The organism is Luteimicrobium subarcticum (assembly GCF_002798015.1).
GTDB lineage: Bacteria > Actinomycetota > Actinomycetes > Actinomycetales > Cellulomonadaceae > Luteimicrobium > Luteimicrobium subarcticum.
This window is the reverse complement of the sequence record NZ_PGTZ01000007.1, coordinates 675,653-696,431: the sequence shown is the minus strand read 5'-3', so window position 1 is coordinate 696,431 and position 20,779 is coordinate 675,653. Positions and strand designations below refer to the sequence as shown.

Below are 20,779 nucleotides of genomic sequence, written 5' to 3'. Positions count from 1 at the left end.
AACCCTGACCACGAACGACGCCCGGATCACCGGGCGAGCGACAGGGTCGTCTTCCCGCCCCCGCCGACGGTGACCGTGAACGGCTCGCTCACGACGGTCCGCGGCGTGTCGGCACCCTCGCCGCACGTCACGTCGTCACGGCAGGACAGCTCGGAGACCAGGTACGCGCGGTACTCGCCCGCGGCCTGCCGCGGCGCGTCCGTCCGCACGTCCCACTGCTCGAGACCGTCCGCGGACTTCTCCCAGCTCGCCGCGAGGCACCGGTTGGGCATCGAGTCGAGGTAGCCCAGAGCGACCGAGCCCGACGCCGTCGACGTGCCGTCGTACGTCTGCGGCCCGTGACCGTCCTGCAGGAAGCCGACCACCACGCCACCCTGGACGAGCACGACGTCCGGGCCTGCCACCTGCAGGGTGCCGAGCGCGGGGTCGCTCACCCGGAAGGTGTACCCGGTCTCCTGGGACGTCACGCCCTCGCCCGTCACCTCGACCGGACCCAGGCCACGGGTCAGGGCCAGCGTGTCGCCGACGGCCCCGGTGAGCACCGACTCGGGCGCGCCGCACGTGTAGAACCGGTCGTCCGTCGCCGTCGTGTACGACCAGCCCTCCCACTGCCGGTCCGACGCCACGTGGTACGGGTAGGGCTCGAAGCCGTCGTCGTACGTGGCCGTCACGACGTCGCCCGCCGCGTCACCCGGCACCGGGGTCGTGGCGGTCGGCGCGGGAGCCGCGACCGTGCGCGTCGGGACCGGCGTCGAGCCCACGGTGCGGGTCGACGCCCCGCCGTCCGTCGCCGTGGGAACCACCGGGCTGCTCCCCCAGGGCGCCGCCTGCGCCACCCCGACGACCGCGGCCGCCACGAGCGCGCACGCCGCCACACCCGTCGCCCCCACCGCCGTCGTGCGGCGGCGCCGCGCGCGCTGCGCCGCGGACTTCTGTGCGGCGAGGGCGTCGAGCTGTACGTCCGGCCGAGCGTTCATGTGCGTTCTCTCCTTCGTCGGGAGGGCGTGTCCTTCCCTCACCCCTTACGACGAAGGACCCCGCGGGCCGGTTGCCCCCGGTCCGAACTTTTTTCGGACGAGCTTCGGCGCCCGGGAGTCCGGCGTCCGGGAACGCAGGAGGCCCCGCGCACGCGGTGCGCGGGGCCTCGGGCGGGCGGCTCAGCCCGCGAGCGGCGACTCCGGCATGCCGTCGGCACCGATCGTCACGACGAACGCGTCGCTCAGCACACCCTCGGCGTCGCCCCCGCCTGCGCTGCCGGTCGTCCCTCGTCCATGTCGTCCCCCTCGTCGTGGCGGGAGTGTCGACGGCGGCGACGACAGCCCCCTGCACTGTCGTCGCCGCCGTCGTCAGCAGCCCGCGGAGGACGTCGTCCTCAGTGGCCCGCGACCGGGCTCGTCACCTTCCCGTCCTGACCCACGGTCACCGGGAAGGCGTCGCTCACGGCCCAGTCGTGCCCCGAGCTGCCCGCGTCGGAGTACCACGAGACGAAGTACGCCAGGTACGTGCCCGCCGCGTGGCGCGGCGTCGAGGCCGTCGGCCGGCCGATCATGGACACCCCGGTCGGGGTGCAGAACGACGAGGTCTCCCACGCGCCGGTCGACTGCGTGACCGCCTTGCCGCGCACGATGCCCTTGTCGCCGTCGACCGTCGCCTGGTTCCAGCCCCACTGGCCGAAGTCGACGATGCGACCGCCCTGGGTGAGCACGACCGCCGGACGTCCCCACGTGACCGCACCGTTGTCAGCGGCGAGCCGCGTGACGTCGACATCGGTGACGAGACCGCCCGCGGCCTCACCGGAACCCGGACCGAACGTCCCGGAGACCGTGGACACGTACTTGTCCGACCGGAGGTCCAGCATCCCGGAGACCGGTGCGCCGCACGTGAACGCGCCGTCGGCCGCGTCGTCGGCCCAGTACGGCGAGACGTACCCGTTCTCCGTGTGCGCCGTCACGGTGTCCCACGCCTGCCGAGGCGCCTTCGGCGCCTCCGGTGCGGACGCACCGCACGCCACCGGCTGACCCACGTCCGTGACGGAGGCGATCTTCAGGGTGCTGCCCGACGCGACGAACGTGTAGTCCTTCGTCCAGACGTGGCACGTCCCGCCGACGCTCGAGTCGCCCGTGCGCGCCGTCTCGACCGTCGCCCGGAACCCGTCGTCGCTCGACGTCGCCGCGCCGACCTCCCAGCCCGTCCAGGTCACGCCCGCGATCTGCGTCGCCCACGCCTGCTCCGCCCCGACCTTCGACCGCATCGTGGGGGCGAAGTCCGTGTAGGCGTCGACGAAGCGCTCGTCGTCGATCGCCCACGCGTGGTGGTCGACGACCGCTGCCACCCGCGCCTGGTCCGCCGCCCCGACCGGGACCGCGTTCGACGTCGCGGACGGCGACTGCGTCGGCGTGGCGCGCGACGTGCCCGTAGGCGTCGGCCCGGGCCGGTCGGGCGTCGACACCGCCGACGGCGACCCTGCCGGGACCACCGGGTCCGACCGCCACGGCGCGCCCTGCGCGACCCCCGCGACGATCGCCCCGACGAGCACGCACGCCGTGCCACCCGTCGCGGCGGCCTTCGCCGTCCGGCGCACCCGGACGCGGTGTCGGGCACCCGCCCGCACGACCTCCAGCCGCGCGTCCAGCTGTCCCGGGTCCCCGGCGGCGTCCGCGAACGCCCCCAGGACCCCGCGCACCGAATCTGCCTCGCTGGGCGTCGCCCAGTCCTCGTGCTGTGCCATCAGGCCACCTCCGTCCGAATCGTCGTCACCGTGCTCGTGCTCGCCGACCCAGCGGAATCCACGGGGCCGAGCACGCCCCGCAGGTTCTTCATCGCCTCGTGCAGGTACTTCTTGACGGTCCCCTCCGCGATCCCCAGCTGGACCGCGATCTGCGGCACCGAGAGGTCCTCGAAGTACCGCAGGACCACGCACGCCCGAGGGCGCGGCGCGAGCGACGCGAGCGCGAGCGCCACGTCGACGCGGACCGACGCCCCCGACGCCGGGCCGCGGACCTCGTCGATCCGCGCGACCTTCGGCACCAGCAGCGAGAAGTGCCGCCGCCGCCGGTAACCGTCGACGTAGAGGTTGAGGACCGTGCGCCGCACATAGGCCTCCAGACCGTTGTCCTCGGTGTCCACGCTCACGGTGGCACCTGCCCCCCGAGCGGTCGTCCGCTCCGCCCCCACCCGTCGGCCCGTACGACGCCAGTGCGAGAAGACCCGCACCACCGCTTCCTGGACGAGGTCCTCCGCCTCCTGGCGGTCCCCGCACAGCACGTACGCGTACCGGACAAGCGCTCGGCCACGGTGGGCGAGCAGCTCGCCCAGCTCCGCGTCCCAGTTGCTCACGTCTTTGCCCCTTCGTCGTGGACGACGACCCCTCGCCGCCCTTCACCCCCCTCCACGAACGAGGTGCCGGAAACGTTGGCGGCGAGTGTGACAGACACGTAAACGTCGGCGCCGGAAGTGGCGTCGGCCCAGGTCCGGGGCGCACCCTGGGGGGATGGCGAAGCAGACCCCCCCGACGCCGCGGCTCCCGTCCGTCCCCGCGACCTCCGGCCCCGCGACCTCAGCGGCCCCCGTCACGGCAGCGGCCTCCGTCACCGCGCCGAGCGAGGCGGCCCCCGGAGACGACGGCACCCACCACGGCCACGCCAGCGCGCTGGGCCTCCACCTCGACGTCACCGGGCCCGCCCAGGGCGGCCGCGACGGCCGCAGCCCGTTCCCCGCGATCGCGGACTACGCGTTCCTGTCGGACTGCGAGTCGAACGCCCTCGTCGCGCCCTCGGGCGCGGTCGAGTGGATGTGCGTGCCGCGACCCGACTCCGCGAGCGTCTTCTCCGCGCTGCTCGACCGCGGCACCGGGTCGTTCCGCGTCGGCCCGTACGGGGTGAGCGTGCCCGTCGCGCGCCGCTACCTGCCCGGCACCCTGGTGCTCGAGACGACCTGGCAGACGACGACGGGCTGGCTCGTCGTGCGCGACGCGATGGTCCTCGGCCCGTGGCACAACGTCGAGCAGCGGTCGCAGACGCACCGCCGCACCCCGACCGACTACGACGCCGAGCACGTCCTGCTGCGGACGGTCATCTGCGTGAACGGGACCGTCGAGCTCGACGTCATGTGCGAGCCGATGCCGGACTACGGCCGGTTCGCTTGCACCTGGGAGTACGAGGGCGAGGGGTACAACCACCTCGTGGCCCGCAAGGGCGACGGGCCCAACCCGGACCTGCGGATCACGTCGAGCCTGCGGCTCGGTGTCGAGGACCGCCGCGTGCACGCCCGGACGCGTCTGCGCGCCGGCGAGCACGCGTACGTCGCGATGTCCTGGTCCCCGCTGCCCGCCCCGAAGGACTGGGACGAGGCGCTCCACGCCATGCAGCGCACCGAGAGGTACTGGCGCGAGTGGCTCACCCAGGGCGTGTTCCCCGACCACCCGTGGCGTTCCTACCTGCAGCAGTCCGCGCTGACGCTCAAGGGCCTCACGTACGCACCGACGGGCGCCCTGCTCGCCGCTGCGACCACGTCGCTGCCCGAGACCCCGGGCGGCGAGCGCAACTGGGACTACCGGTACGCGTGGATCCGCGACTCCACGTTCGCGCTCTGGGGCCTGTACACCCTCGGGTTCGACCGGGAGGCCAACGACTTCTTCTCGTTCGTGCACGACGTCTGCCGTGACAACAAGGACCTGCAGGTGATGTACGGCGTCGGCGGGGAGGACCGGCTCGACGAGGCGGAGCTCGACCACCTGTTCGGGTACGAGGGCGCCCGGCCCGTGCGCGTCGGCAACGCCGCGTACGCGCAGCAGCAGCACGACGTGTGGGGCGCGGTGCTCGACTCCGTGTACCTGCACGCGAAGTCGCGCGAACAGCTCCCCGAGTCCCTGTGGCCCGTCCTCAAGCGGCAGGTCGAGGAGGCCGCGAAGCACTGGCACGAGAAGGACCGCGGCATCTGGGAGGTGCGCGGCGAGCCGCAGCACTTCACGTCGTCCAAGCTGTTCTGCTGGGTCGCGCTCGACCGCGGTGCACGCCTCGCCGAGATGTACGACGAGCAGGACTTCGCGGACCAGTGGTCGAAGCTCGCCGACGAGATCCGCGACGACATCCTGCGCAAGGGCGTCGACGCGCGCGGCGTGTTCCGGCAGCACTACGACACCGACGCGCTCGACGCGTCCCTGCTGCTCGTGCCGCTGCTGCGCTTCCTGCCGAACGACGACGAGCGCGTGCGCGCGACGGTGCTCGCGATCGCCGACGAGCTCACCGAGGACGGGCTCGTCCTGCGGTACCGCACGCACGAGACCGACGACGGGCTGGCGGGCGAGGAGGGGACGTTCACCATCTGCTCGTTCTGGCTCGTGTCCGCGCTCGTCGAGATCGGGGAGGTCGAGCGCGCACGCGGCCTGTGCGAGCGGCTGCTGTCGTTCTCGAGCGCGCTCGGCCTGTACGCGGAGGAGATCGACACCCGCAACGGCCGGCACCTCGGCAACTTCCCGCAGGCGTTCACGCACCTGGCGCTCATCAACGCCGTGATGCACGTCATCCGCGCCGAGACCACCGGTGCACCTGTCGGCTTCGAGGCCGCGCACCGCGGTCTCGCCTGACGCGCGGCCGCGCCGTCGCCTACGCAAGGTCGCTTCGCGTCCGTCGCGGCGCACGCGAAGCGCCGAACCGCACGCGAAGTCGCGGCGCGCCCCGGTGGTGCGTCGTTCCCGCCGGGCGCCCGGCACCGCGGCGCGGCGTCCCCGGAGCCGCTCGCCGCGCCACGGGTGCGGGAGGATGAGGACGTGACCTTCCCCGCGCTCGCCGACCTGCTCGCCTCGCTGCACCGGTGGCCGGACGTCGAGGCGCCCGAGCTCGTCGCGGTCGACGGCGCCGACCGGCTCCTGCTGGACGAGCTGGCCGCGCTCCTCGAGGGCGGCAGCGGCCGGGGCGACGGCGGGATCGTCGTCCTCGACGACGCGTACGGCGCGCTGACCCTCGGTGCGTCGACGCTCGTCGACGCACCCGTCCGGGTGTGGCAGGACTCGATCGTCGCCGAGCGTGCGCTCGACGCCAACGCCCGACGCGCCGGCCTCGCCGACCGCGTCGTCCGGTCGGGTCCTGCCACCGCCGACGGTCCCGGCACGACGGCCGCCCGGTCCGCGGACGGTGCGCCGACCGAGCCGACACCCCCGCCCGCCCGTCCTGCCGGCGGCCTCGTCCCGACGCCGACGCTGGCGGGGGCGTCCGTCGTGCTCGTCCGTCTGCCGCGCGGTCTGGACGCGCTCGCGGAGCTCGCGGAGTCGGTCGCGCGGGACGCGGGGCCGGACGTCGTCGTGCTCGCCGGCGGGATGGTGAAGCACATGACGCCCGCGATGAACGACGTGCTGGGCCGCTCGTTCTCGGACGTGCACGCCACCCGTGGCCGCTACAAGGCGCGCGTGCTGGTGGCCCGCGGGCCACGGCCCGGCGTCGTGCCGTCGTTCCCGGTCGCGGCGGACGTCCCCGACGCCGGCCTGACGGTGTGGGCGCACGGTGCGACGTTCGCCGGGGCGCGGCTGGATCGTGGGACGCGGGCGCTGCTCGACGGCCTGGGCGGCGCCGGTGCGGACGGCTGGGGCGGCGCTGACCCGCGCGTCGTGCTGGACCTCGGATGCGGGACGGGCATCCTCGCGACGCGTGCCGCGCTCGCGCTCCCTGCGGCGCGCGTGGTGGCGACTGACCGGTCGGCGTCTGCTGTCGCGTCGGCGCGTCGGACGGCGGACGCCGCGGGTGCGGGCGACCGGGTGGACGTCCTGCGTGACGACGTCGCCTCGAGGGTGCCGGACGGCTCGGTGGACCTGGTGCTGTGCAACCCGCCGTTCCACGTGGGCTCGGCGGTCCATACGGGGGCGGCGTCGAAGATGTTCGCGGCGGCCGCGCGCGTCCTGCGGCCGGGCGGGGAGCTGTGGACGGTGTGGAACTCGCACCTGCGCTACCGGGCGGAGCTGCAGCGCGTGGTGGGGCCGACGGTGCAGGTGTCACGGGACCGGACGTTCACGGTGACCCGGTCGGTGCGTCCGCTCTGACGCCGACCGCACCGGTCTTCGCGTGCGATTCGGCTCTTCGCGTGCGCCGAAACGCACGCCGGGTGACCTTGCGTAGGCAAGGTCACCCGGCGAGGGACGGGCCGCGCGGGGCGCGGCGGGGCGTCAGGCGATGTCGACCAGGTCGACGACGAACACCAGCGTGTCCGTGCCGCCGATGCCGGCCTGCGGCACGCCGCGCTGGCCGTAGCCGTGCTCCGGCGGGACGGAGAGCAGGACGCGCGAGCCGAGGTTCTGGCCCACGAGACCCTTGTCCCAGCCGCCGATGACCATGCCGACACCGATCGGGAAGTCGATCGTCGTGCCGCGGTCGTACGAGTTGTCGAACACGTGCCCGCCCCAGGTCTGCCCGAGGTAGTGCACGACGATGGTGTCGCCCTTCGAGATCTCGGGGCCGTCACCCTGCTGGAGGACCTGGATCTGCAGGCCCTCGGGCGCGTCGGGTCCGGGGAACGTCAGGGTCGGCTTCTCGCCGTAGGTCCCGGAGGCGGTGGGCAGCTCGGGTGCGTCGGACATGCGTGGGTCCTCTCGTCGGGGGCGGGGCGCCGCGGACCGCCGGGGTCGCACACTGCGCGGCGGCATGACCACGATCCTACGAGCCCGGCCTCGACGCGTCCCAGCGCACGCACAGGGGTTCGACACGGTGCTCCGAGGCGCCGGCGACACCCTGGTCACGTCAGGCGGCGCTCCGCCGCCCCGCTCCGGCACAGGAGGACGCATTGTCCGCTCCGACGACAGGTGAGACGACCGCATCCGTCCTGACCGCCGCGCACGCGGCCGCGAGCCCGCCGGCACAGCGCGTCCCTCCGCCGCCGGCCGCGCGGCTCGCGCGGCGCGACGCCGCGGTGCGCGTCGTGGCGGGCTCGGTGCTGTGGCTCGCCCTGCTGCTCGTGGCGTCCTGGTGGGTCGGCGACGGCGGTGTGCAGGACCTCGCCGGGTGGGCCTCCGGACTGACCGCCGTGGGCCGGCTCACGGGGCTCGCCGCCTCGGTGCTCCTCCTCGCCCAGGTCGTCGCGATGGTCCGGCTCCCGGTGCTCGAGCATGCGTTCGGGCAGGACCGCCTCGCCAGGCTGCACCGGCTCCTCGGCCTGACGTCGTTCGACCTCATGGTCGGGCACGTCATCCTCGTGACCTGGGGGTACGCGGACGGGAGGCTCGGCGTCACCCCGGCCACCTTCTGGGACCTCGCGACCCACTACCCCGGCATGCTGCTCGCCGTCGCGGGCGCCACCTGCCTCGTCATGGTCGTCGTCACGAGCGTCCGAGCCGCCCGGCGACGCCTGCGCTACGAGTCGTGGCACCTCCTCCACCTGTACGCGTACCTCGGCGTGGGGCTCGCTCTTCCGCACCAGCTCTGGACGGGAGAGGACCTCGCGGTGTCGACGGCGCGGACCGTCTTCTGGTGGACGCTGTGGGGCGTCGCCGCGGCCGCCGTGCTCGTGTGGCGCGTCGGCCGCCCGGCGGTCCTCAACCTGCGCCACCGCCTCACCGTCGTCGGTGTGGTGGACGAGGCGCCGGACCTGTGGTCGGTGCACCTGACGGGACGCCACCTGGACCGGCTGGGGGCGACCGCCGGACAGTTCCTCACGGTGCGGTTCCTCGCGGGAACTGGCTGGACGCGGGGTCACCCGTACTCCTTGTCCGCACCTCCGGACGGGCAGCGGCTCCGCCTCACGGTCGCGGGCGTCGGCGACGGCAGCCGCGCGGCCCGTTCCCTGGTCCCGGGGACGCGCGTCCTGTTCGAGGGGCCGTACGGACGCCTGTCGGCTCGGGCCCGCACGGTCAGCAAGGTCGCCTTCCTCGGTGCCGGCGTAGGGGTCACGCCCCTGCGGGCCCTCGCCGAGGAGCTCGACTACGCGTCCGGAGAGGCCGTCTACCTCGAGCGCTTCACGGACGCCCCGCTGTTCGCGCGCGAGATCGACGACCTGTACGCCCGCCGCGGCCTGCAGGTGCTGCGCCTCCCCGGCCGCCGGCGCGCTGCGGGCTCGTGGCTCGGCGACGGCGTCGGCGCCGCGGACGACCTGACCGCCCTCGTCTTCTGGATCCCGGACATCGCCGACCGCGACGTGTACCTGTGCGGGCCACCGGGCTGGACAGCGCTCGTGCGCGCCACCCTCCTCGACGCCGGCCTCCCGGCCGAGCGCCTCCACCTCGAGACCTTTGCGTGGTGACCATGCGCCGCATCACCTTGTGGGCCCTGTCGACGGTGACCGTCCTCCTGCTCCTGCTCAGCTACCACACCTCGACCTCGAGCCGCACGTCGCTCGGCGCCGAGTCGTCCGAGGTCGCTCAGGGTGCGCCGGACGACGTCGGCGGCTCGTCGTCCGGCGGGTCGTCGTCCGGCGGGTCGTCGTCCGGCGGGTCGTCGTCGACGGCGACCGGGGACGTCACACAGACACGGTGGGGCCCGGTGCAGGTGGAGATCACCGTGGCAGACGGCGAGGTCACGGCCGTGGACGTGCTGCAGCAGCCCGACGGCAACGGTCGCGACCAGCAGATCAACGCCTACGCGATCCCGGTCCTGAAGCAGGAGACGCTCTCCGCGCAGAGCGCGGACGTCGACATGGTGAGCGGCGCGACCGTCACCAGCGACGGATACGTGCAGTCGCTGCAGAGCGCTCTCGACAAGGCGGGCCTGTGACCACCGCCGACGTGGTCCACCCGGCCGTGACGGCGGCCGCCGCGCACCCCGGGCACGCTGGAGGCACGGCGCGCCGCGTCGAGCACGTCATGGGGATGCCGATCAGCCTCGCGCTCCGGGGACGCCACGCGCAGGGGCCGCGAGCGGACGCCGCGTGGGCGGCGGCGCTGGCCGAGCTCCGCCGCGCCGACGCGATCTTCAGCACCTACCGCGCCGACTCCTGGGTGTCCCGACTGGCGCGGGCTGACGCGCGGCTCGGGGACGCTCCCCCGGTCGTGACGGAGGTCCTCGCGATCGCGGAGGAGGCCCGCCGTCAGAGCGACGGGGCGTTCGACGTGCGCAGGCCGGGCCCCTGGCGTCGCACGGTCCTCGACCCGAGCGGCGTCGTGAAGGGCTGGGCAGTCGACCGGGCGGCGCGGGCGTTCGACGACCTCGAGGGCACCGACGTCTGCCTGTCGGCAGGGGGCGACATGGTGTGCCGGACCCGCGCCGTCGGGTCGCGGGGATGGCGGATCGGCGTCGAGGCCCCCCACCACCCAGGCCGTCTGGTCGCCGTGGTGCCGGTCCGCGACGGGGCCGTGGCGACGTCGGGGCTCGCGCACCGCCGCGGGCACCTCGTCGACCCGCGCACGGGCCTGGTCCCGACGGCGCTGGCCTCCGTGACGGTCGTCGGGCCCGACCTCGTCTGGGCCGACATCGACGCGACGGCGGCGTTCGTCCTGGGCGCCGACGCGCTGAGGTGGCTGCGCACCCGGTGCTGCCGTACCGGGCTCGTCGTCGACCGCGACGGCCGCAGCCACCTCTTCTGAGCGCGTGCCGTCAGTTACGAAGGATCGCGAGGATCCGCAGGATCTCCGTGTAGAGCCAGATGAGCGTGACGACGAGTCCGAACGCTGCCGACCAGGCCATCTTCGCGGGCGCCCCACGCTCCACGCCCCGCTTGATCGCGTCGAAGTCGACGAGCAGCGACGCGGCCGCCATGCCGACGGCCAGGAGGCCGATCACGACACCGAAGCCTCCGCCGCGCAGGCCCCAGCCGCCCAGCACGCCCGTCCAGACCAGGACGAGGTTGACCAGCGAGAACACGAGGTAGCCCGTCATCGCGACGAGCAGCCAGCGGGTGAACTTCGGGGTGACGCGGACCTTGCCCGAACGGAACAGCACGAGCGCGGCCGCGAACGTCGCGAACGTGGCGAGGACGGCCTGCACGACGATCCCGTCGTACCAGTCGTTGTAGACCTTGGACAGGCCTCCGAGGAACACGCCCTCCGCGACTCCGTAGAGCAGGATGAGGGCCGGGCTGGGCTGGCGCTTGAACGCGTTCACGAGTCCGAGGGCGAGCCCGACGACCATGCCGCCGACCCAGAGCCCGGGCATCGCGTCGGACAGCTGCCACGTGATGGCGGCAGCGACGAGGAGCACCGCGAAGAGGCCGCCCGTCTTGATGATGACGTCGTCGTAGGTCAGGCGACCGGTGTCGCGCGTGGTCGCCGTCGGGGCGTCGTACATGGTCTGGAGCGTCGCGGCGTCGGTCGCGGGGTACGCGGCCGTGGCCTGTGCTCCGGGGTTCGTGACTCCGCTCGGCGGGCGCTCGCTGAAGACGGGGCTCTTGTCGAAGACGGGGTTGCTCACTCGTGCCTCCTGGGCGACGGTCGGACGCCGTTCTCGGCGCGGCCGGGTACACCATCCTAGGGTCTGCAGCGCCAGCGATCCTGGGAGATCGCCGAAAGCACGAAGGACACCCCCGGTTCTTCCCTGAGCCGACCCTGGGATCGCCGTCCCGCCACCCTGTTCCACCTGTGCAGACGCCGCGGGTCACCGTAGGGTCGGGGAGTCCCCTTGACCCATCCCTGTCCGAGGAACGTGATGATCGAAGCTCACGGGCTGACCAAGCGGTACGGCCCCAAGACTGCGGTGAACGGGATCTCGTTCACCGTCCGCCCGGGAGTCGTGACCGGCTTCCTGGGCCCGAACGGTGCCGGCAAGTCCACCACGATGCGCATGATCATGGGCCTCGACCGCCCGACGGCCGGCACGGTGACCGTGAACGGCAAGCCGTACGCGCAGCACCGCTCCCCCTTGACGGAGGTCGGCGCCCTGCTCGAGGCGAAGGCCGTGCACACGGGCCGGTCTGCCGCCAACCACCTCTACGCACTGGCGGCGACGCACGGCATCCCCCGCTCTCGCGTGAGCGAGGTCATCGAGATGACCGGCCTGCGGGCCGTCGCGAAGAAGCGCGTGGGCGGCTTCTCGCTCGGCATGGGCCAGCGGCTCGGCATCGCTGTCGCCCTGCTGGGCGACCCGAAGACCCTGATCCTCGACGAGCCTGTCAACGGCCTCGACCCCGAGGGCGTGTTGTGGGTCCGCCACCTGGCCCGGTACCTCGCGTCCGAGGGCCGCACGGTCTTCCTGTCGAGCCACCTCATGAGCGAGGTGGCGCAGACCGCGGACCGCGTGCTCGTCATCGGCCGCGGCGAGATCCTCGCCGACGCCACGGTGCAGGAGTTCGTGGACGGCGCGTCGACCAAGACGGTCACGGTCCGCTCCCCCGAGGCCGCGAAGCTCGCGGACGTCCTGCAGCGGCAGGGCGGCACGGTGACGTCGGACGAGCCAGGTCTGCTCAGCGTGTCCGACGTCGAGGCGCCGGCGATCGGCGAGGCAGCGGCGGCGAACGGGATCGTCCTGCACGAGCTCACGCCCGTGCGCTCGACCCTCGAGCAGGCCTACATGGAGCTCACCGCCGACTCGGTCGAGTACCACGCGACCACCGGCGCTGAGAGTGCCGCCGCCACCGCCCCGTCGGCGGAGCCCGCACCCTCCGCCGCCGCAGTCCCGACCACCGAAGGAGACGCGCGATGAGCGCCGCAGCTCTCCCTGCCAGCAAGCCCCTTTTCGAGGCCGACCGGTACCACCCGACGTTCGTCCGCGTGCTGCGCTCGGAGTGGGTCAAGCTTCGTTCGTTGCGGTCGACGTGGTGGGTCCTCGGCTCGACCGTCGCCGTGATGGCTCTTCTCTCGTGGGGCGCCTCGGCCCAGCTCCACAGCGACGTCCGGCACGGTCGGGCGCAGTTCACGGGGGTGGACGCGATCACGTCCGGCATCTCGATCGCGCAGCTGGTCGTCGCGGTGCTGGGCGTCCTGGTCGCGACCAACGAGTACTCGTCGGGGATGGTGCGCGCGACGTTCTCCGCGGTCCCGACCCGCACGCCCGTGCTGGCTGCGAAGGCGCTCGTCGTGTTCGTCAGCGCGATCGTCGCGGGCGCGGTGGGCCTGGTGCTCGCCTACGTGATCGCGCGCGCCGTCCTGAGCGGTGACGGGGTCATGCCCGACCTCGGGGAGTGGACGACCTGGCGGGCTCTGGGCGGCTCGATCCTGTTCCTCGGGCTCGTCGCGCTGCTGTCGCTCGGTGTCGGCCTGCTCCTGCGCGTCACCGCCGGATCGATCGCGGTGGTGCTCGGCATCCTGTTCGTGCTCCCGATCGTCGGCGCGATCTTCCAGGGCAACGACGTGGTGCGCGACATCGCGAAGTACCTGCCCGGCAACGCCGGCCAGGCCTACGCCTCGACGACGGAGAGCGACACCCTGCTGTCGCCGACGGCCGGCCTCGTCGTGTCGTTGCTGTGGGCCTTCGTCCCGCTCGCCGTGGGGATCATCCTGACGAAGCGTCGCGACGCCTGAACCCTCCCCCACGACGACGGCCCCCGCAGGAGCGATCCTGCGGGGGCCGTCGTCGTCGTGGTCGGCCCGGCCGGTGCGTCCCCGTCGACGCGCCGCCCGGACCTGTCCAGGCCGGTGAGGTCAGACCTCGCCGAGCGCTTCCTCGGGCACGCCCTCGACCTGCGCGGCGCCCTTGTTCCAGCGCTGCCACAGGACGCGTTCGCCCACGCCGCGCGCCATGACGTGCGCGGTCGCGAGGAAGGTGATGATGCCGACGGCGAGGACGCCGGCGGCGATCCAGAAGGGCGTGACGTCGTCCGGCCCGCTGGCGACGAGGCCGGCGATGACGGGCGCGGGGGCGGCGAAGCCCCAGCGGACGAGGTTGAACGCCCCGGTGGTGGCGCGGCGGTCGGGCGAGCCGAGCGCGAGCGACAGGTCGGTGAGGTTCGCGTTGACGAGACCCATGCAGAGGCCGGCGAACACGAGGACGACGATGGTCCAGGCCTGCCCGAGGTCGAGCGCGAACAGGATGACGGCGGCGAGGACGCCGACGATCGCGATGCCGACGGTCTGCACGGCGCCGATCTTGTGCGCCATGCGGTGACCGACGACGAGGATGCCGATCGCGAGCCCGATGCCCCAGCCGGTGAACACGAGCCCGAGCGGGACGACGTCGAGCCCGAGGAAGAACGGCACCCAGCCGAGGACGACGAAGAACACGTAGTTGTACGTCGCGGTGACGACGGACAGGGCGACGAACGCGGGCTTCTTGAACAGCGAGAAGACGTTGCCGACGCGCAGCGGGGCGGGCTTCTCGGCCGGGTCCTTCAGCTTGGACGACGACACGACGAGCGCGACGACCATGAACACGCCGCACGCGAGGAACGGGATGCGCCAGGAGATCTGGCCGAGCAGGCCGCCGAGCAGGGGGCCGACGGCGAACCCGAGGCCGACGCAGGTCTCGAAGAGCTCGACGACCCAGTTGCGGTCGTTGGCGAGCGAGACGAGCAGGACCATCGCGGTCGCGAAGAACATGGCGTTGCCGAGTCCCCAGAACCCGCGCAGGACGGCGAGCTGGCCGATGCTCTGGCTGAGGGACGCGAGGATGGCGGCGAGCCCGACGAGGCTGACACCGGCGACGAGGATCTTCTTGAAGCCGAACTTCCCGGTCGCGAGGACGGCGGGGATCATGCCGATCGCCATGATCGCGATGTACGCGGTGAAGAGAAGCTCGATCTGCCAGCTGGTGGCGCCGAGCTCGGCGCCGATGACGGGCAGGATCGGGTCGACGATCGCGATGCCGGCGATGGCGAAGAAGGCGGTGAGCGCGGTCGCGTAGATCGCGGTCTTGTTGGGTTCGTTCCGGGTCGAGGCCATGCGGCCGTCACTCCTTGATTTATCTGTATGCCACAGGTACTTCCCTGTAGGATACACCTCATGACTTCGGGAACGACACCCTCCCCCACCGGCGCTGCCCTCGACCGGTCGAGGGACGCCCTCTCCCGCATCGAGTTCGAGGTGGCCCAGCTGCTGCGGCGGGCCGACCGTTCCGTCGCGCGCGGGATGCGTGGCGCGGTCGCCGGCGGCACGGGCATGCTCGACCGCTCCGCCTACCTGCTGCTCCACGTCCTGGCGGTCGAGGGTGCGCAGAACGTCAACGCCGCCGCGGAGCGGCTCGGGCTCGACGCGTCGACCGTCACGCGCCAGGTCGACTCGCTCGAGAAGGCCGGCCACGTCAAGCGGCGGCGCGACCCGCAGGACGGCCGGGCCGTCCTCGTCGAGGCGACCGACAGCGGCCTGGCGGCCCTCGAGCACAACCGCACCGAGCGCAAGGACCTCTACGCCGAGGTGCTGGCGAGCTGGTCCCAGCTCGACCGGTCGCTGCTCGCCGAGCTCCTGCACCGCCTCAACGCCGACCTCGACACCTTCCGTCGCCGCGACTGACGCGTCCGATCGACGCGACGCCGGCCGCCGACCGACGCCGCCTCAGCCCCCCGCGTACGCCTCCGCCCACCGCCGCACCACGTCGTAGGCGGACGCGCGCACGTCCGGGGCCGACAGCAGGACGTCGTGCAGCGCGCCCTCGATGCGCGCGACCGTGACGTGGCGACCCAGGTCCAACGAACGCTGCGCCACGCGGTCCACGTCGAGCGCGACGTCCGCGTGCGCCATCGCCTCCGACCACACGGGCTGCAGCACGCTGCGCGTCGACAGCAGCACCAGCACGGGCAGCTCGACCCCGAGCCCGCGCGCCACCTCGGCCTGCGCGCGGAACACCGCGTCGAGCCAGGCGGGGTGCAGCGGGAAGCCGTGCTCCGGGCGCCACGCGAGGTCGTAGTCCCACTCGCCGCCGAACCGGCGGGACACGGTCCGCGTGAAGAAGCCGAGGTCGACCGTCGGCATCCGGCCGCGCGGCTGCCACCGTGACCGCACCCCGACGGCCGGTGCCATCGCGGCACGGGCGACCGCGCCCGCCTGGAACTCGAGCCACGGGCTGTTGAGGACGAGCGCCGACGCGCGACCCGGGAACGCCGCCGCCCACAGGCTCAGGGTCAGCCCGCCCGTCGAGTGCCCGACGAGCACCAGCGGCGCGTCCTCGCGCGTGCGCTCGGACGGGACGAGGCCGTGGCCCATGACCGCCAGCGCCGCCTCGATGTCGCGGCCGTAGCCGCGCAGGTCCGAGGTGAACCCGGGCGTCTGGCCGGGGCGCAGGCTGCGGCCGTACTTGTGCAGGTCGAGAGCGTGGAAGCGGGCGCCGAGCGCGTGCCAGAAGCGGGCGTGCTCGACCTGGAAGAAGTAGTCCGACCAGCCGTGCACGTACAGGACGTCGGCCCCGTCCAGCGGGCCAGGGGCCCGCCCCGCGCCGCCGAGAACGTCCGGCCCCGCGGACCCGTCGGCGTCCGGCCGGTACCGCACGAGCGTCGCGACGAGCTCGCCCTCGGCGTCCTCGCCGAGCGGGAGGGTGAGCTGCTCGAAGCCCTCACCCAGGACGTCGGGCGACCACGCGGCGTCGGCGGGCGTCGTCATCCCCTCACGCTACGAGCCGGGCGTCGCGTTCGCGTCCCGGGCCGTCCCCGCCGGCAGCTGGTCAGTCAGACCTGGTCACCCTGGTCAGGACGTCCTAGCCTGGCCTCATGACCACCGTGGTGAACGTCCAGGACGCCAAGACGCGCCTGTCCGAGCTGCTGCACCGGGTCGAGCGCGGCGAGGACGTCGTGATCGCGCGTGCGGGCACGCCTGTCGCGCGGCTCGCGCCCGTCGACCTCGCCTGGGAGCGCCCGCTCGGCACGGTCCGGGTCGAGGTGCCCGACAGCTTCTTCGCGGCGCTGCCCGACGAGGAGCTCGACGCGTGGCAGTGACCTACCTGCTCGACACCCACGTCGTGCTGTGGATGCTCGGCGACCCGGCCCGCCTGTCGGCTGCCGCTCGGCCCGTCGTCGCCGACCCGCGCGCCGGCCTCGTGGTGTCGGCGGTGTCCGCGCTCGAGGTCGCGACGAAGGTCCGCATCGGGCGCCTGCCGGGTGCCGAGCATCTCGTCGCGACCTGGGAAGAGCGGCTCACCGAGCTCCGGCTCGCCCCGCTGCCTGTCACGGCACCGCACGCACTGCTCGCCGGCTCGCTCGCGTGGGACCACCGTGATCCCTTCGACCGCCTGCTGGCCGCCCAGGCGTTGCACGACAACCTCGTGCTCGTGACGTCGGACGCCGCCCTGCGCGCCCTGCCCGGGCTGCGGACCCTCTGGTGACGCGGGTGGTGCCGCGAGCCCGCGCCCACGCGGCCGTCAGGGGACGCGGTGCCCGGCGGTGCGGAACAGCTCGTACCACTCGGCGCGGGTGAGCGGCAGGTCGGACCCGAGGGCCGCGTCGGCGACGCGCTGCGGCGTCGTGGTGCCGAGCACGACCTGCATCTGCGCGGGGTGGCGCGTGATCCACGCGGTCGCGACCGCGATGGGCGGCACGTCGTACTGCGCGGCGAGCCGGTCGATGACGGCGTTGAGCTCGGGGTAGCGGTCGTCGCCGAGGAACACGCCGTCGAAGAACCGCGCCTGGAACGGCGACCACGCCTGGAGCGTGATGTCGTGCAGGCGGCAGTAGTCCACGATGCCGTTGTCGCGGCTGATCGACTGGTCCAGGTCGCCCATGTTCATCGCGATGCCCTGCGCGACGCTCGGCGCGTGCGTGATCGACAGCTGGATCTGGTTGGCGACGATCGGCTGCGTGACCGAGCGGCGCAGCAGCTCGATCTGCCCGGGCGTGTGGTTGGAGACGCCGAAGGCGCGCACCTTGCCGGCGGCCTCGAGCTCGTCGAACGCGCGCGCCACCTCGTCGGGCTCCACGAGCGCGTCGGGACGGTGCAGCAGCAGGACGTCGACGTGGTCGGTCCGCAGCGCGCGGAGCGAGGCGTCGACCGACTCCAGGATGTGCTCGTACGAGAAGTCGAAGTACGGGCCGTCGGGCACGATGCCGCACTTCGTCTGGATGGTGATCTCGTCGCGCTCGGACGGCGTGAGCGCCAGCGCCTCGGCGAAGCGCTCCTCGCAGCGGTGCAGCGTGCCGCCGTAGATGTCGGCATGGTCGAAGAAGTCGATGCCGGCGTCGCGCGCGGTGCGCACGAGCGTCCGGATCTCGTCGTCGGGCTTGTCGGCGATCCGCATCATGCCCGCGACGACGTTCGGCGCGGTGATCGAGGTGCCGGGCAGGGTGAAGGTCTTCATGGGTGCTCCTCGGGGTCGGGCGGTCACGTGAACGGGGTGCCCCCGGCGGGACTCGAACCCGCACTGGGCCGGGTTTAAGCCGGCTGCCTCTGCCAGTTGGGCTACGAGGGCGGTCTGCGCGCGGCGTCCGGGGCGCGCGCCCGCAGGTGAGCGTACGACGACGGGGACGACACCTGCGCGGTGTCGTCCCCGTCGTGCGTCAGCAGGGCCTGTGTGCCCAGCACATCACGGTCACTCGGCGGCGGCGGACGTCGCCTCCTGCTTGAGCGGCTCGTCCTTCGGCTTCGGCGGGACAGCGGCGGCGCGGAACGATGCGCGCGGGTCCTCGATGGCGCCGAGCGCGACCGTCTCGCGGCCGTACACGAACTGGCCGACCCAGCCGTTGAAGATGTGGAGCTTGCGGTTCCACGTCGGCATCGCCATGACGTGGTAGCCGCGGTGCATCGCCCAGGCGAGCGGGCCGCGCAGCTTGAACTTGCCGAAGAGCTCCGCGACGCCCTTGTACAGGCCGAGGGACGCGACGGTGCCGACGTTCTTGTGCGCATACTCCTTGGTCGGCTCGCCGCGCAGCGTGGCGACGAGGTTCTCGGCGAGCTGGACGCCCTCGCGGATCGCGTGCTGCGCGTTCGGCGGGCAGAACTTGCCGGGGTTGTAGACGTCCGGCACGGCGGCGACGTCGCCGGCGCCCCAGGCGCCCTCGACGATCGAGCCCTCGTCGTCCGCGACCTGGAGGGTCGCGAGCACCTGGAGGCGGCCGAGCTTGTCGAGCGGGAGGTCGGACTGGCCGACGACCGGGTTCGACTTGATGCCGGCGGTCCACACGATGGTGTCGGAGTCGAACTCGACACCGGTCGACGTGACGACGTGGCCGTCCTCGCACGAGCTGAGGAACGTCGAGAGGTGGAACTCGATGCCGCGGTCCTTGAGCTGCTCGAGCGCGTAGAGCGCCATCGGCTCGGACAGCTCGGGCAGGATGCGGCCGGTGCCCTCGATCATCACGAAGCGCAGGTCGGACTGCTGCAGCGTGGGGTGCTTCTTGACCGCGGCGCGCGCCATGTCCTCGACCTCGGCGATGGCCTCGATGCCCGCGAAGCCGCCCCCGATGAACGTGAACGTGAGCAGGCGGGCCTTGAGCGTGTCGTCCTGCGCGGACGACGCCACGTCGATCCGGTTGAGGACGTGGTTGCGGACGGCGATGGCCTCCTCGACGGTCTTGAGGCCGATGCCCTGCTCCGCGAGGCCCGGGATGGGCAGCAGGCGGGCGACGGAGCCGAGTGCGACGACGACCTGGTCGTAGGTCAGGCGGAAGGGTTCGCCCTCCTCCGGCTCGACCGTGACGGACTTGTCGGCGTGCGAGATGCTCGTGACCTTGCCCTCGACGACCTCGACGCCCGGCAGCGCCTTGCGCAGCGGGGCGACGACGTAGCGGGACTCGATCGAGCCCGCCGCGGCCTCCGGGAGGAACGGCGCGTACGTGAGGTACGGGTTCGTGTCGACGATCGTGATCCGGGCCTCGCCCCGACCGAGCCGCTTGCGCAGGCGGCGGGCGGCGTAGAGGCCGACGGACCCGCCGCCGAGGACGAGGATCCGCGGGACGGACGAGCCGGAGCTCTGGGCAGGGCTGACCGGGGTCAGATCGTTCTGAGGCATAGGGTCAGGGTATTACCGACTGTGGCCCGGCGAAAATCCTCTGTCTTGTGCAGCGAACGGCCGGGGACGTCCCGTCGTCCGCGACGGCGCCCGAGCCGTGGATCACTCTGGGCTCGACGGCGGCGCGACCACGCCGCCCCGCTCGATCTCGAGCGCCCGGGCGACCACCTCGTCCGGCCAGATGGCGCGCGTCGCGAGCCAGGCCACACCGAGCAGCGCACCACCGGCGGCGACGTCGAGCAGGTAGTGGTTGCCCGTGCCGAGGACGACGAGCGCGGTCGCGACCGGGTACGCGATGCCGAGGACGCGCACGACGCGGTGCCGCGCGTACCGGGCGACCACGAGACCGACCCACAGGGACCAGGCGAAGTGCAGCGACGGCATGGCGGCGTACTCGTTGGCGATGGCCTTGGACGCGGAGCTCCCGTCGCCCTGCCACCAGCCCCAGCTCGCGAACTCCGCCATGACGTCGACGGAACCGACCCCCGGCAGGAGCCGCGGCGGGGCGACCGGCAGCAGCCAGAACCCGATGAGCGCGGTCGCGGTCGCGATGACGATCCACATGCGCTCGCGGTTGTAGACCGCGGGATGGCGCCGGTAGAGCCAGACGAGGGTGAGCGGGGTGAGGATGAAGTGCAGCGTCGCGTAGAAGAAGCAGGCGGGCACCGCGAGCGCCGGCAGGGACGCCAGGCCACGGTTCAGCGGCTCCTCGATCGCGACCGACAGCGCCCGCTCGACGTCGACGATCTGCCACGCGTTGTGCTGGGCGATGACCTCGGTGGGCCGCCCGAGCCCGCGGATCACGTCGTAGACGGCGTACAGCCCGAGGACGAGGACGACCTCGGCCCACCACGGAGGGACCTGCCCCGGCCGCCAGCGTTGCCTCGATGTCACACTCAGGGCTCGCGCACGACTCACCGGCTGCCCCCTTCACAGATCGTTCGACGATGACCGGACACGGTCCGAGACGTCATCAGATGTTCACGACGTCCCCCTCGACAAGATGACGTTACCCCTGCGTCGTGACACTGCGAGCGCATTTCGGCTCGCGAAGAGAGCGTGTGGCCGAA

The 20,779-nt window shown here is 73.0% G+C and carries 20 protein-coding genes and 1 tRNA gene; 10 read left to right on the top strand and 11 right to left on the bottom strand.

Translation table 11 applies throughout. From position 1 onward, the window contains the following. Nucleotides 1–26: 26 nt before the first annotated feature. The 3 genes from CLV34_RS08155 to CLV34_RS08145 form a co-directional block, all read right to left on the bottom strand. Nucleotides 27–977, bottom strand: a complete 951-nt coding sequence (locus CLV34_RS08155) for a hypothetical protein (RefSeq protein ID WP_100349735.1) — start codon at nt 975–977, stop codon at nt 27–29. A gap of 395 nt (nt 978–1,372) precedes the next feature. Then, nucleotides 1,373–2,728, bottom strand: coding sequence for a hypothetical protein (locus CLV34_RS08150; RefSeq protein ID WP_100349734.1), 1,356 nt, complete (start codon nt 2,726–2,728; stop codon nt 1,373–1,375). After that, complete coding sequence (locus CLV34_RS08145; protein WP_100349733.1) at nt 2,728–3,336, bottom strand: sigma-70 family RNA polymerase sigma factor; 609 nt, start codon at nt 3,334–3,336, stop codon at nt 2,728–2,730. The genes CLV34_RS08150 and CLV34_RS08145 overlap by 1 nt, the downstream gene beginning before the upstream one ends. A 154-nt stretch (nt 3,337–3,490) precedes the next feature. Here CLV34_RS08145 and CLV34_RS08140 point away from each other — a divergent pair, with 154 nt between their 5' ends. Then, nucleotides 3,491–5,584 (top strand): glycoside hydrolase family 15 protein, encoded by a 2,094-nt coding sequence (locus CLV34_RS08140; RefSeq protein ID WP_245859098.1) that lies wholly within the window; start codon nt 3,491–3,493, stop codon nt 5,582–5,584. A 183-nt stretch (nt 5,585–5,767) separates the two neighbouring features. Next, entirely contained in the window at nt 5,768–7,030 is a 1,263-nt protein-coding gene (locus CLV34_RS08135) for a class I SAM-dependent methyltransferase (protein ID WP_211289377.1), read from the top strand. Nucleotides 7,031–7,153: 123 nt separating this feature from the next. Here the strand turns inward: CLV34_RS08135 and CLV34_RS08130 are convergent, their stop codons facing one another. Next, nucleotides 7,154–7,564 (bottom strand): FKBP-type peptidyl-prolyl cis-trans isomerase, encoded by a 411-nt coding sequence (locus CLV34_RS08130; protein WP_100349732.1) that lies wholly within the window; start codon nt 7,562–7,564, stop codon nt 7,154–7,156. A 203-nt stretch (nt 7,565–7,767) separates the two neighbouring features. On the opposite strand from CLV34_RS08130, the gene CLV34_RS08125 reads away from it, so the two are divergent. From CLV34_RS08125 to CLV34_RS08115, 3 genes are read left to right on the top strand one after another with little or no spacing between them, the layout of a single operon-like run. After that, the gene (locus tag CLV34_RS08125) at nt 7,768–9,219 is read left to right on the top strand and encodes a ferredoxin reductase family protein (protein WP_211289376.1); all 1,452 of its coding nucleotides are present in this window, start codon (nt 7,768–7,770) and stop codon (nt 9,217–9,219) included. Nucleotides 9,220–9,221: 2 nt separating this feature from the next. Next, nucleotides 9,222–9,689, top strand: a complete 468-nt coding sequence (locus CLV34_RS08120; RefSeq protein ID WP_100349917.1) for an FMN-binding protein — start codon at nt 9,222–9,224, stop codon at nt 9,687–9,689. Then, nucleotides 9,686–10,498 (top strand): FAD:protein FMN transferase, encoded by an 813-nt coding sequence (locus CLV34_RS08115; protein ID WP_211289375.1) that lies wholly within the window; start codon nt 9,686–9,688, stop codon nt 10,496–10,498. The genes CLV34_RS08120 and CLV34_RS08115 overlap by 4 nt, the downstream gene beginning before the upstream one ends. 10 nt (nt 10,499–10,508) lie before the next feature. On the opposite strand, the gene CLV34_RS08110 is transcribed toward CLV34_RS08115, so the two are convergent. Then, nucleotides 10,509–11,321, bottom strand: coding sequence for a Bax inhibitor-1/YccA family protein (locus tag CLV34_RS08110; protein WP_100349731.1), 813 nt, complete (start codon nt 11,319–11,321; stop codon nt 10,509–10,511). 234 nt (nt 11,322–11,555) lie between these two features. Here CLV34_RS08110 and CLV34_RS08105 point away from each other — a divergent pair, with 234 nt between their 5' ends. Together CLV34_RS08105 and CLV34_RS08100 are read left to right on the top strand one after the other, a co-directional pair. Then, on the top strand, nt 11,556–12,548 hold the full coding sequence (locus CLV34_RS08105; RefSeq protein ID WP_100349730.1) for an ABC transporter ATP-binding protein: 993 nt from the start codon (nt 11,556–11,558) through the stop codon (nt 12,546–12,548). Then, nucleotides 12,545–13,366 (top strand): ABC transporter permease, encoded by an 822-nt coding sequence (locus tag CLV34_RS08100; protein ID WP_100349729.1) that lies wholly within the window; start codon nt 12,545–12,547, stop codon nt 13,364–13,366. Before CLV34_RS08105 ends, CLV34_RS08100 begins: the two co-directional genes overlap by 4 nt. Before the next feature lie 120 nt (nt 13,367–13,486). Here the strand turns inward: CLV34_RS08100 and CLV34_RS08095 are convergent, their stop codons facing one another. Beyond that, the gene (locus tag CLV34_RS08095; RefSeq protein WP_100349728.1) at nt 13,487–14,722 is read right to left on the bottom strand and encodes an MFS transporter; all 1,236 of its coding nucleotides are present in this window, start codon (nt 14,720–14,722) and stop codon (nt 13,487–13,489) included. 60 nt (nt 14,723–14,782) lie between these two features. Here CLV34_RS08095 and CLV34_RS08090 point away from each other — a divergent pair, with 60 nt between their 5' ends. After that, nucleotides 14,783–15,289, top strand: a complete 507-nt coding sequence (locus CLV34_RS08090) for a MarR family winged helix-turn-helix transcriptional regulator (RefSeq protein WP_100349727.1) — start codon at nt 14,783–14,785, stop codon at nt 15,287–15,289. A 42-nt stretch (nt 15,290–15,331) separates the two neighbouring features. Here the strand turns inward: CLV34_RS08090 and CLV34_RS08085 are convergent, their stop codons facing one another. Then, nucleotides 15,332–16,372 carry an alpha/beta hydrolase gene (locus tag CLV34_RS08085; RefSeq protein ID WP_100349726.1) on the bottom strand — a complete coding sequence of 347 codons (1,041 nt, stop codon included), beginning with the start codon at nt 16,370–16,372 and terminating at the stop codon, nt 15,332–15,334. Nucleotides 16,373–16,479: 107 nt separating this feature from the next. On the opposite strand from CLV34_RS08085, the gene CLV34_RS08080 reads away from it, so the two are divergent. Together CLV34_RS08080 and CLV34_RS08075 are read left to right on the top strand one after the other, a co-directional pair. Continuing rightward, nucleotides 16,480–16,704, top strand: coding sequence for a type II toxin-antitoxin system Phd/YefM family antitoxin (locus tag CLV34_RS08080; protein WP_100349725.1), 225 nt, complete (start codon nt 16,480–16,482; stop codon nt 16,702–16,704). Then, the gene (locus tag CLV34_RS08075; protein ID WP_100349724.1) at nt 16,695–17,090 is read left to right on the top strand and encodes a type II toxin-antitoxin system VapC family toxin; all 396 of its coding nucleotides are present in this window, start codon (nt 16,695–16,697) and stop codon (nt 17,088–17,090) included. The genes CLV34_RS08080 and CLV34_RS08075 overlap by 10 nt, the downstream gene beginning before the upstream one ends. 36 nt (nt 17,091–17,126) lie before the next feature. Here the strand turns inward: CLV34_RS08075 and CLV34_RS08070 are convergent, their stop codons facing one another. From CLV34_RS08070 to CLV34_RS08055, 4 genes are all read right to left on the bottom strand, one after another. Beyond that, on the bottom strand, nt 17,127–18,059 hold the full coding sequence (locus CLV34_RS08070) for an aldo/keto reductase (RefSeq protein WP_100349723.1): 933 nt from the start codon (nt 18,057–18,059) through the stop codon (nt 17,127–17,129). Between the two features lie 37 nt (nt 18,060–18,096). Further along, nucleotides 18,097–18,170, bottom strand: a tRNA-Leu gene (locus tag CLV34_RS08065). A 120-nt stretch (nt 18,171–18,290) separates the two neighbouring features. Beyond that, a complete protein-coding gene (locus CLV34_RS08060; protein ID WP_100349722.1) occupies nt 18,291–19,709 on the bottom strand; it encodes an NAD(P)/FAD-dependent oxidoreductase in 1,419 nt (472 codons plus the stop codon). 102 nt (nt 19,710–19,811) lie between these two features. Then, entirely contained in the window at nt 19,812–20,603 is a 792-nt protein-coding gene (locus CLV34_RS08055) for a phosphatase PAP2 family protein (RefSeq protein ID WP_157803759.1), read from the bottom strand. Between the last annotated feature and the right edge of the window lie 176 nt (nt 20,604–20,779).

Excerpts from the sequence above, each read along its gene's own strand:
- CLV34_RS08130 (WP_100349732.1), bottom strand. The coding sequence starts at position 7,564 with ATGTCCGACGCACCCGAGCTGCCCACCGCCTCCGGGACCTACGGCGAG.
- CLV34_RS08085 (WP_100349726.1), bottom strand. The coding sequence starts at position 16,372 with ATGACGACGCCCGCCGACGCCGCGTGGTCGCCCGACGTCCTGGGTGAG.
- CLV34_RS08155 (WP_100349735.1), bottom strand. The coding sequence starts at position 977 with ATGAACGCTCGGCCGGACGTACAGCTCGACGCCCTCGCCGCACAGAAG.
- CLV34_RS08090 (WP_100349727.1), top strand. The coding sequence starts at position 14,783 with ATGACTTCGGGAACGACACCCTCCCCCACCGGCGCTGCCCTCGACCGG.
- CLV34_RS08100 (WP_100349729.1), top strand. The coding sequence starts at position 12,545 with ATGAGCGCCGCAGCTCTCCCTGCCAGCAAGCCCCTTTTCGAGGCCGAC.
- CLV34_RS08095 (WP_100349728.1), bottom strand. The coding sequence starts at position 14,722 with ATGGCCTCGACCCGGAACGAACCCAACAAGACCGCGATCTACGCGACC.
- CLV34_RS08140 (WP_245859098.1), top strand. The coding sequence starts at position 3,491 with ATGGCGAAGCAGACCCCCCCGACGCCGCGGCTCCCGTCCGTCCCCGCG.
- CLV34_RS08080 (WP_100349725.1), top strand. The coding sequence starts at position 16,480 with ATGACCACCGTGGTGAACGTCCAGGACGCCAAGACGCGCCTGTCCGAG.
- CLV34_RS08105 (WP_100349730.1), top strand. The coding sequence starts at position 11,556 with ATGATCGAAGCTCACGGGCTGACCAAGCGGTACGGCCCCAAGACTGCG.
- CLV34_RS08060 (WP_100349722.1), bottom strand. The coding sequence starts at position 19,709 with ATGCCTCAGAACGATCTGACCCCGGTCAGCCCTGCCCAGAGCTCCGGC.
- CLV34_RS08070 (WP_100349723.1), bottom strand. The coding sequence starts at position 18,059 with ATGAAGACCTTCACCCTGCCCGGCACCTCGATCACCGCGCCGAACGTC.
- CLV34_RS08120 (WP_100349917.1), top strand. The coding sequence starts at position 9,222 with ATGCGCCGCATCACCTTGTGGGCCCTGTCGACGGTGACCGTCCTCCTG.
- CLV34_RS08150 (WP_100349734.1), bottom strand. The coding sequence starts at position 2,728 with ATGGCACAGCACGAGGACTGGGCGACGCCCAGCGAGGCAGATTCGGTG.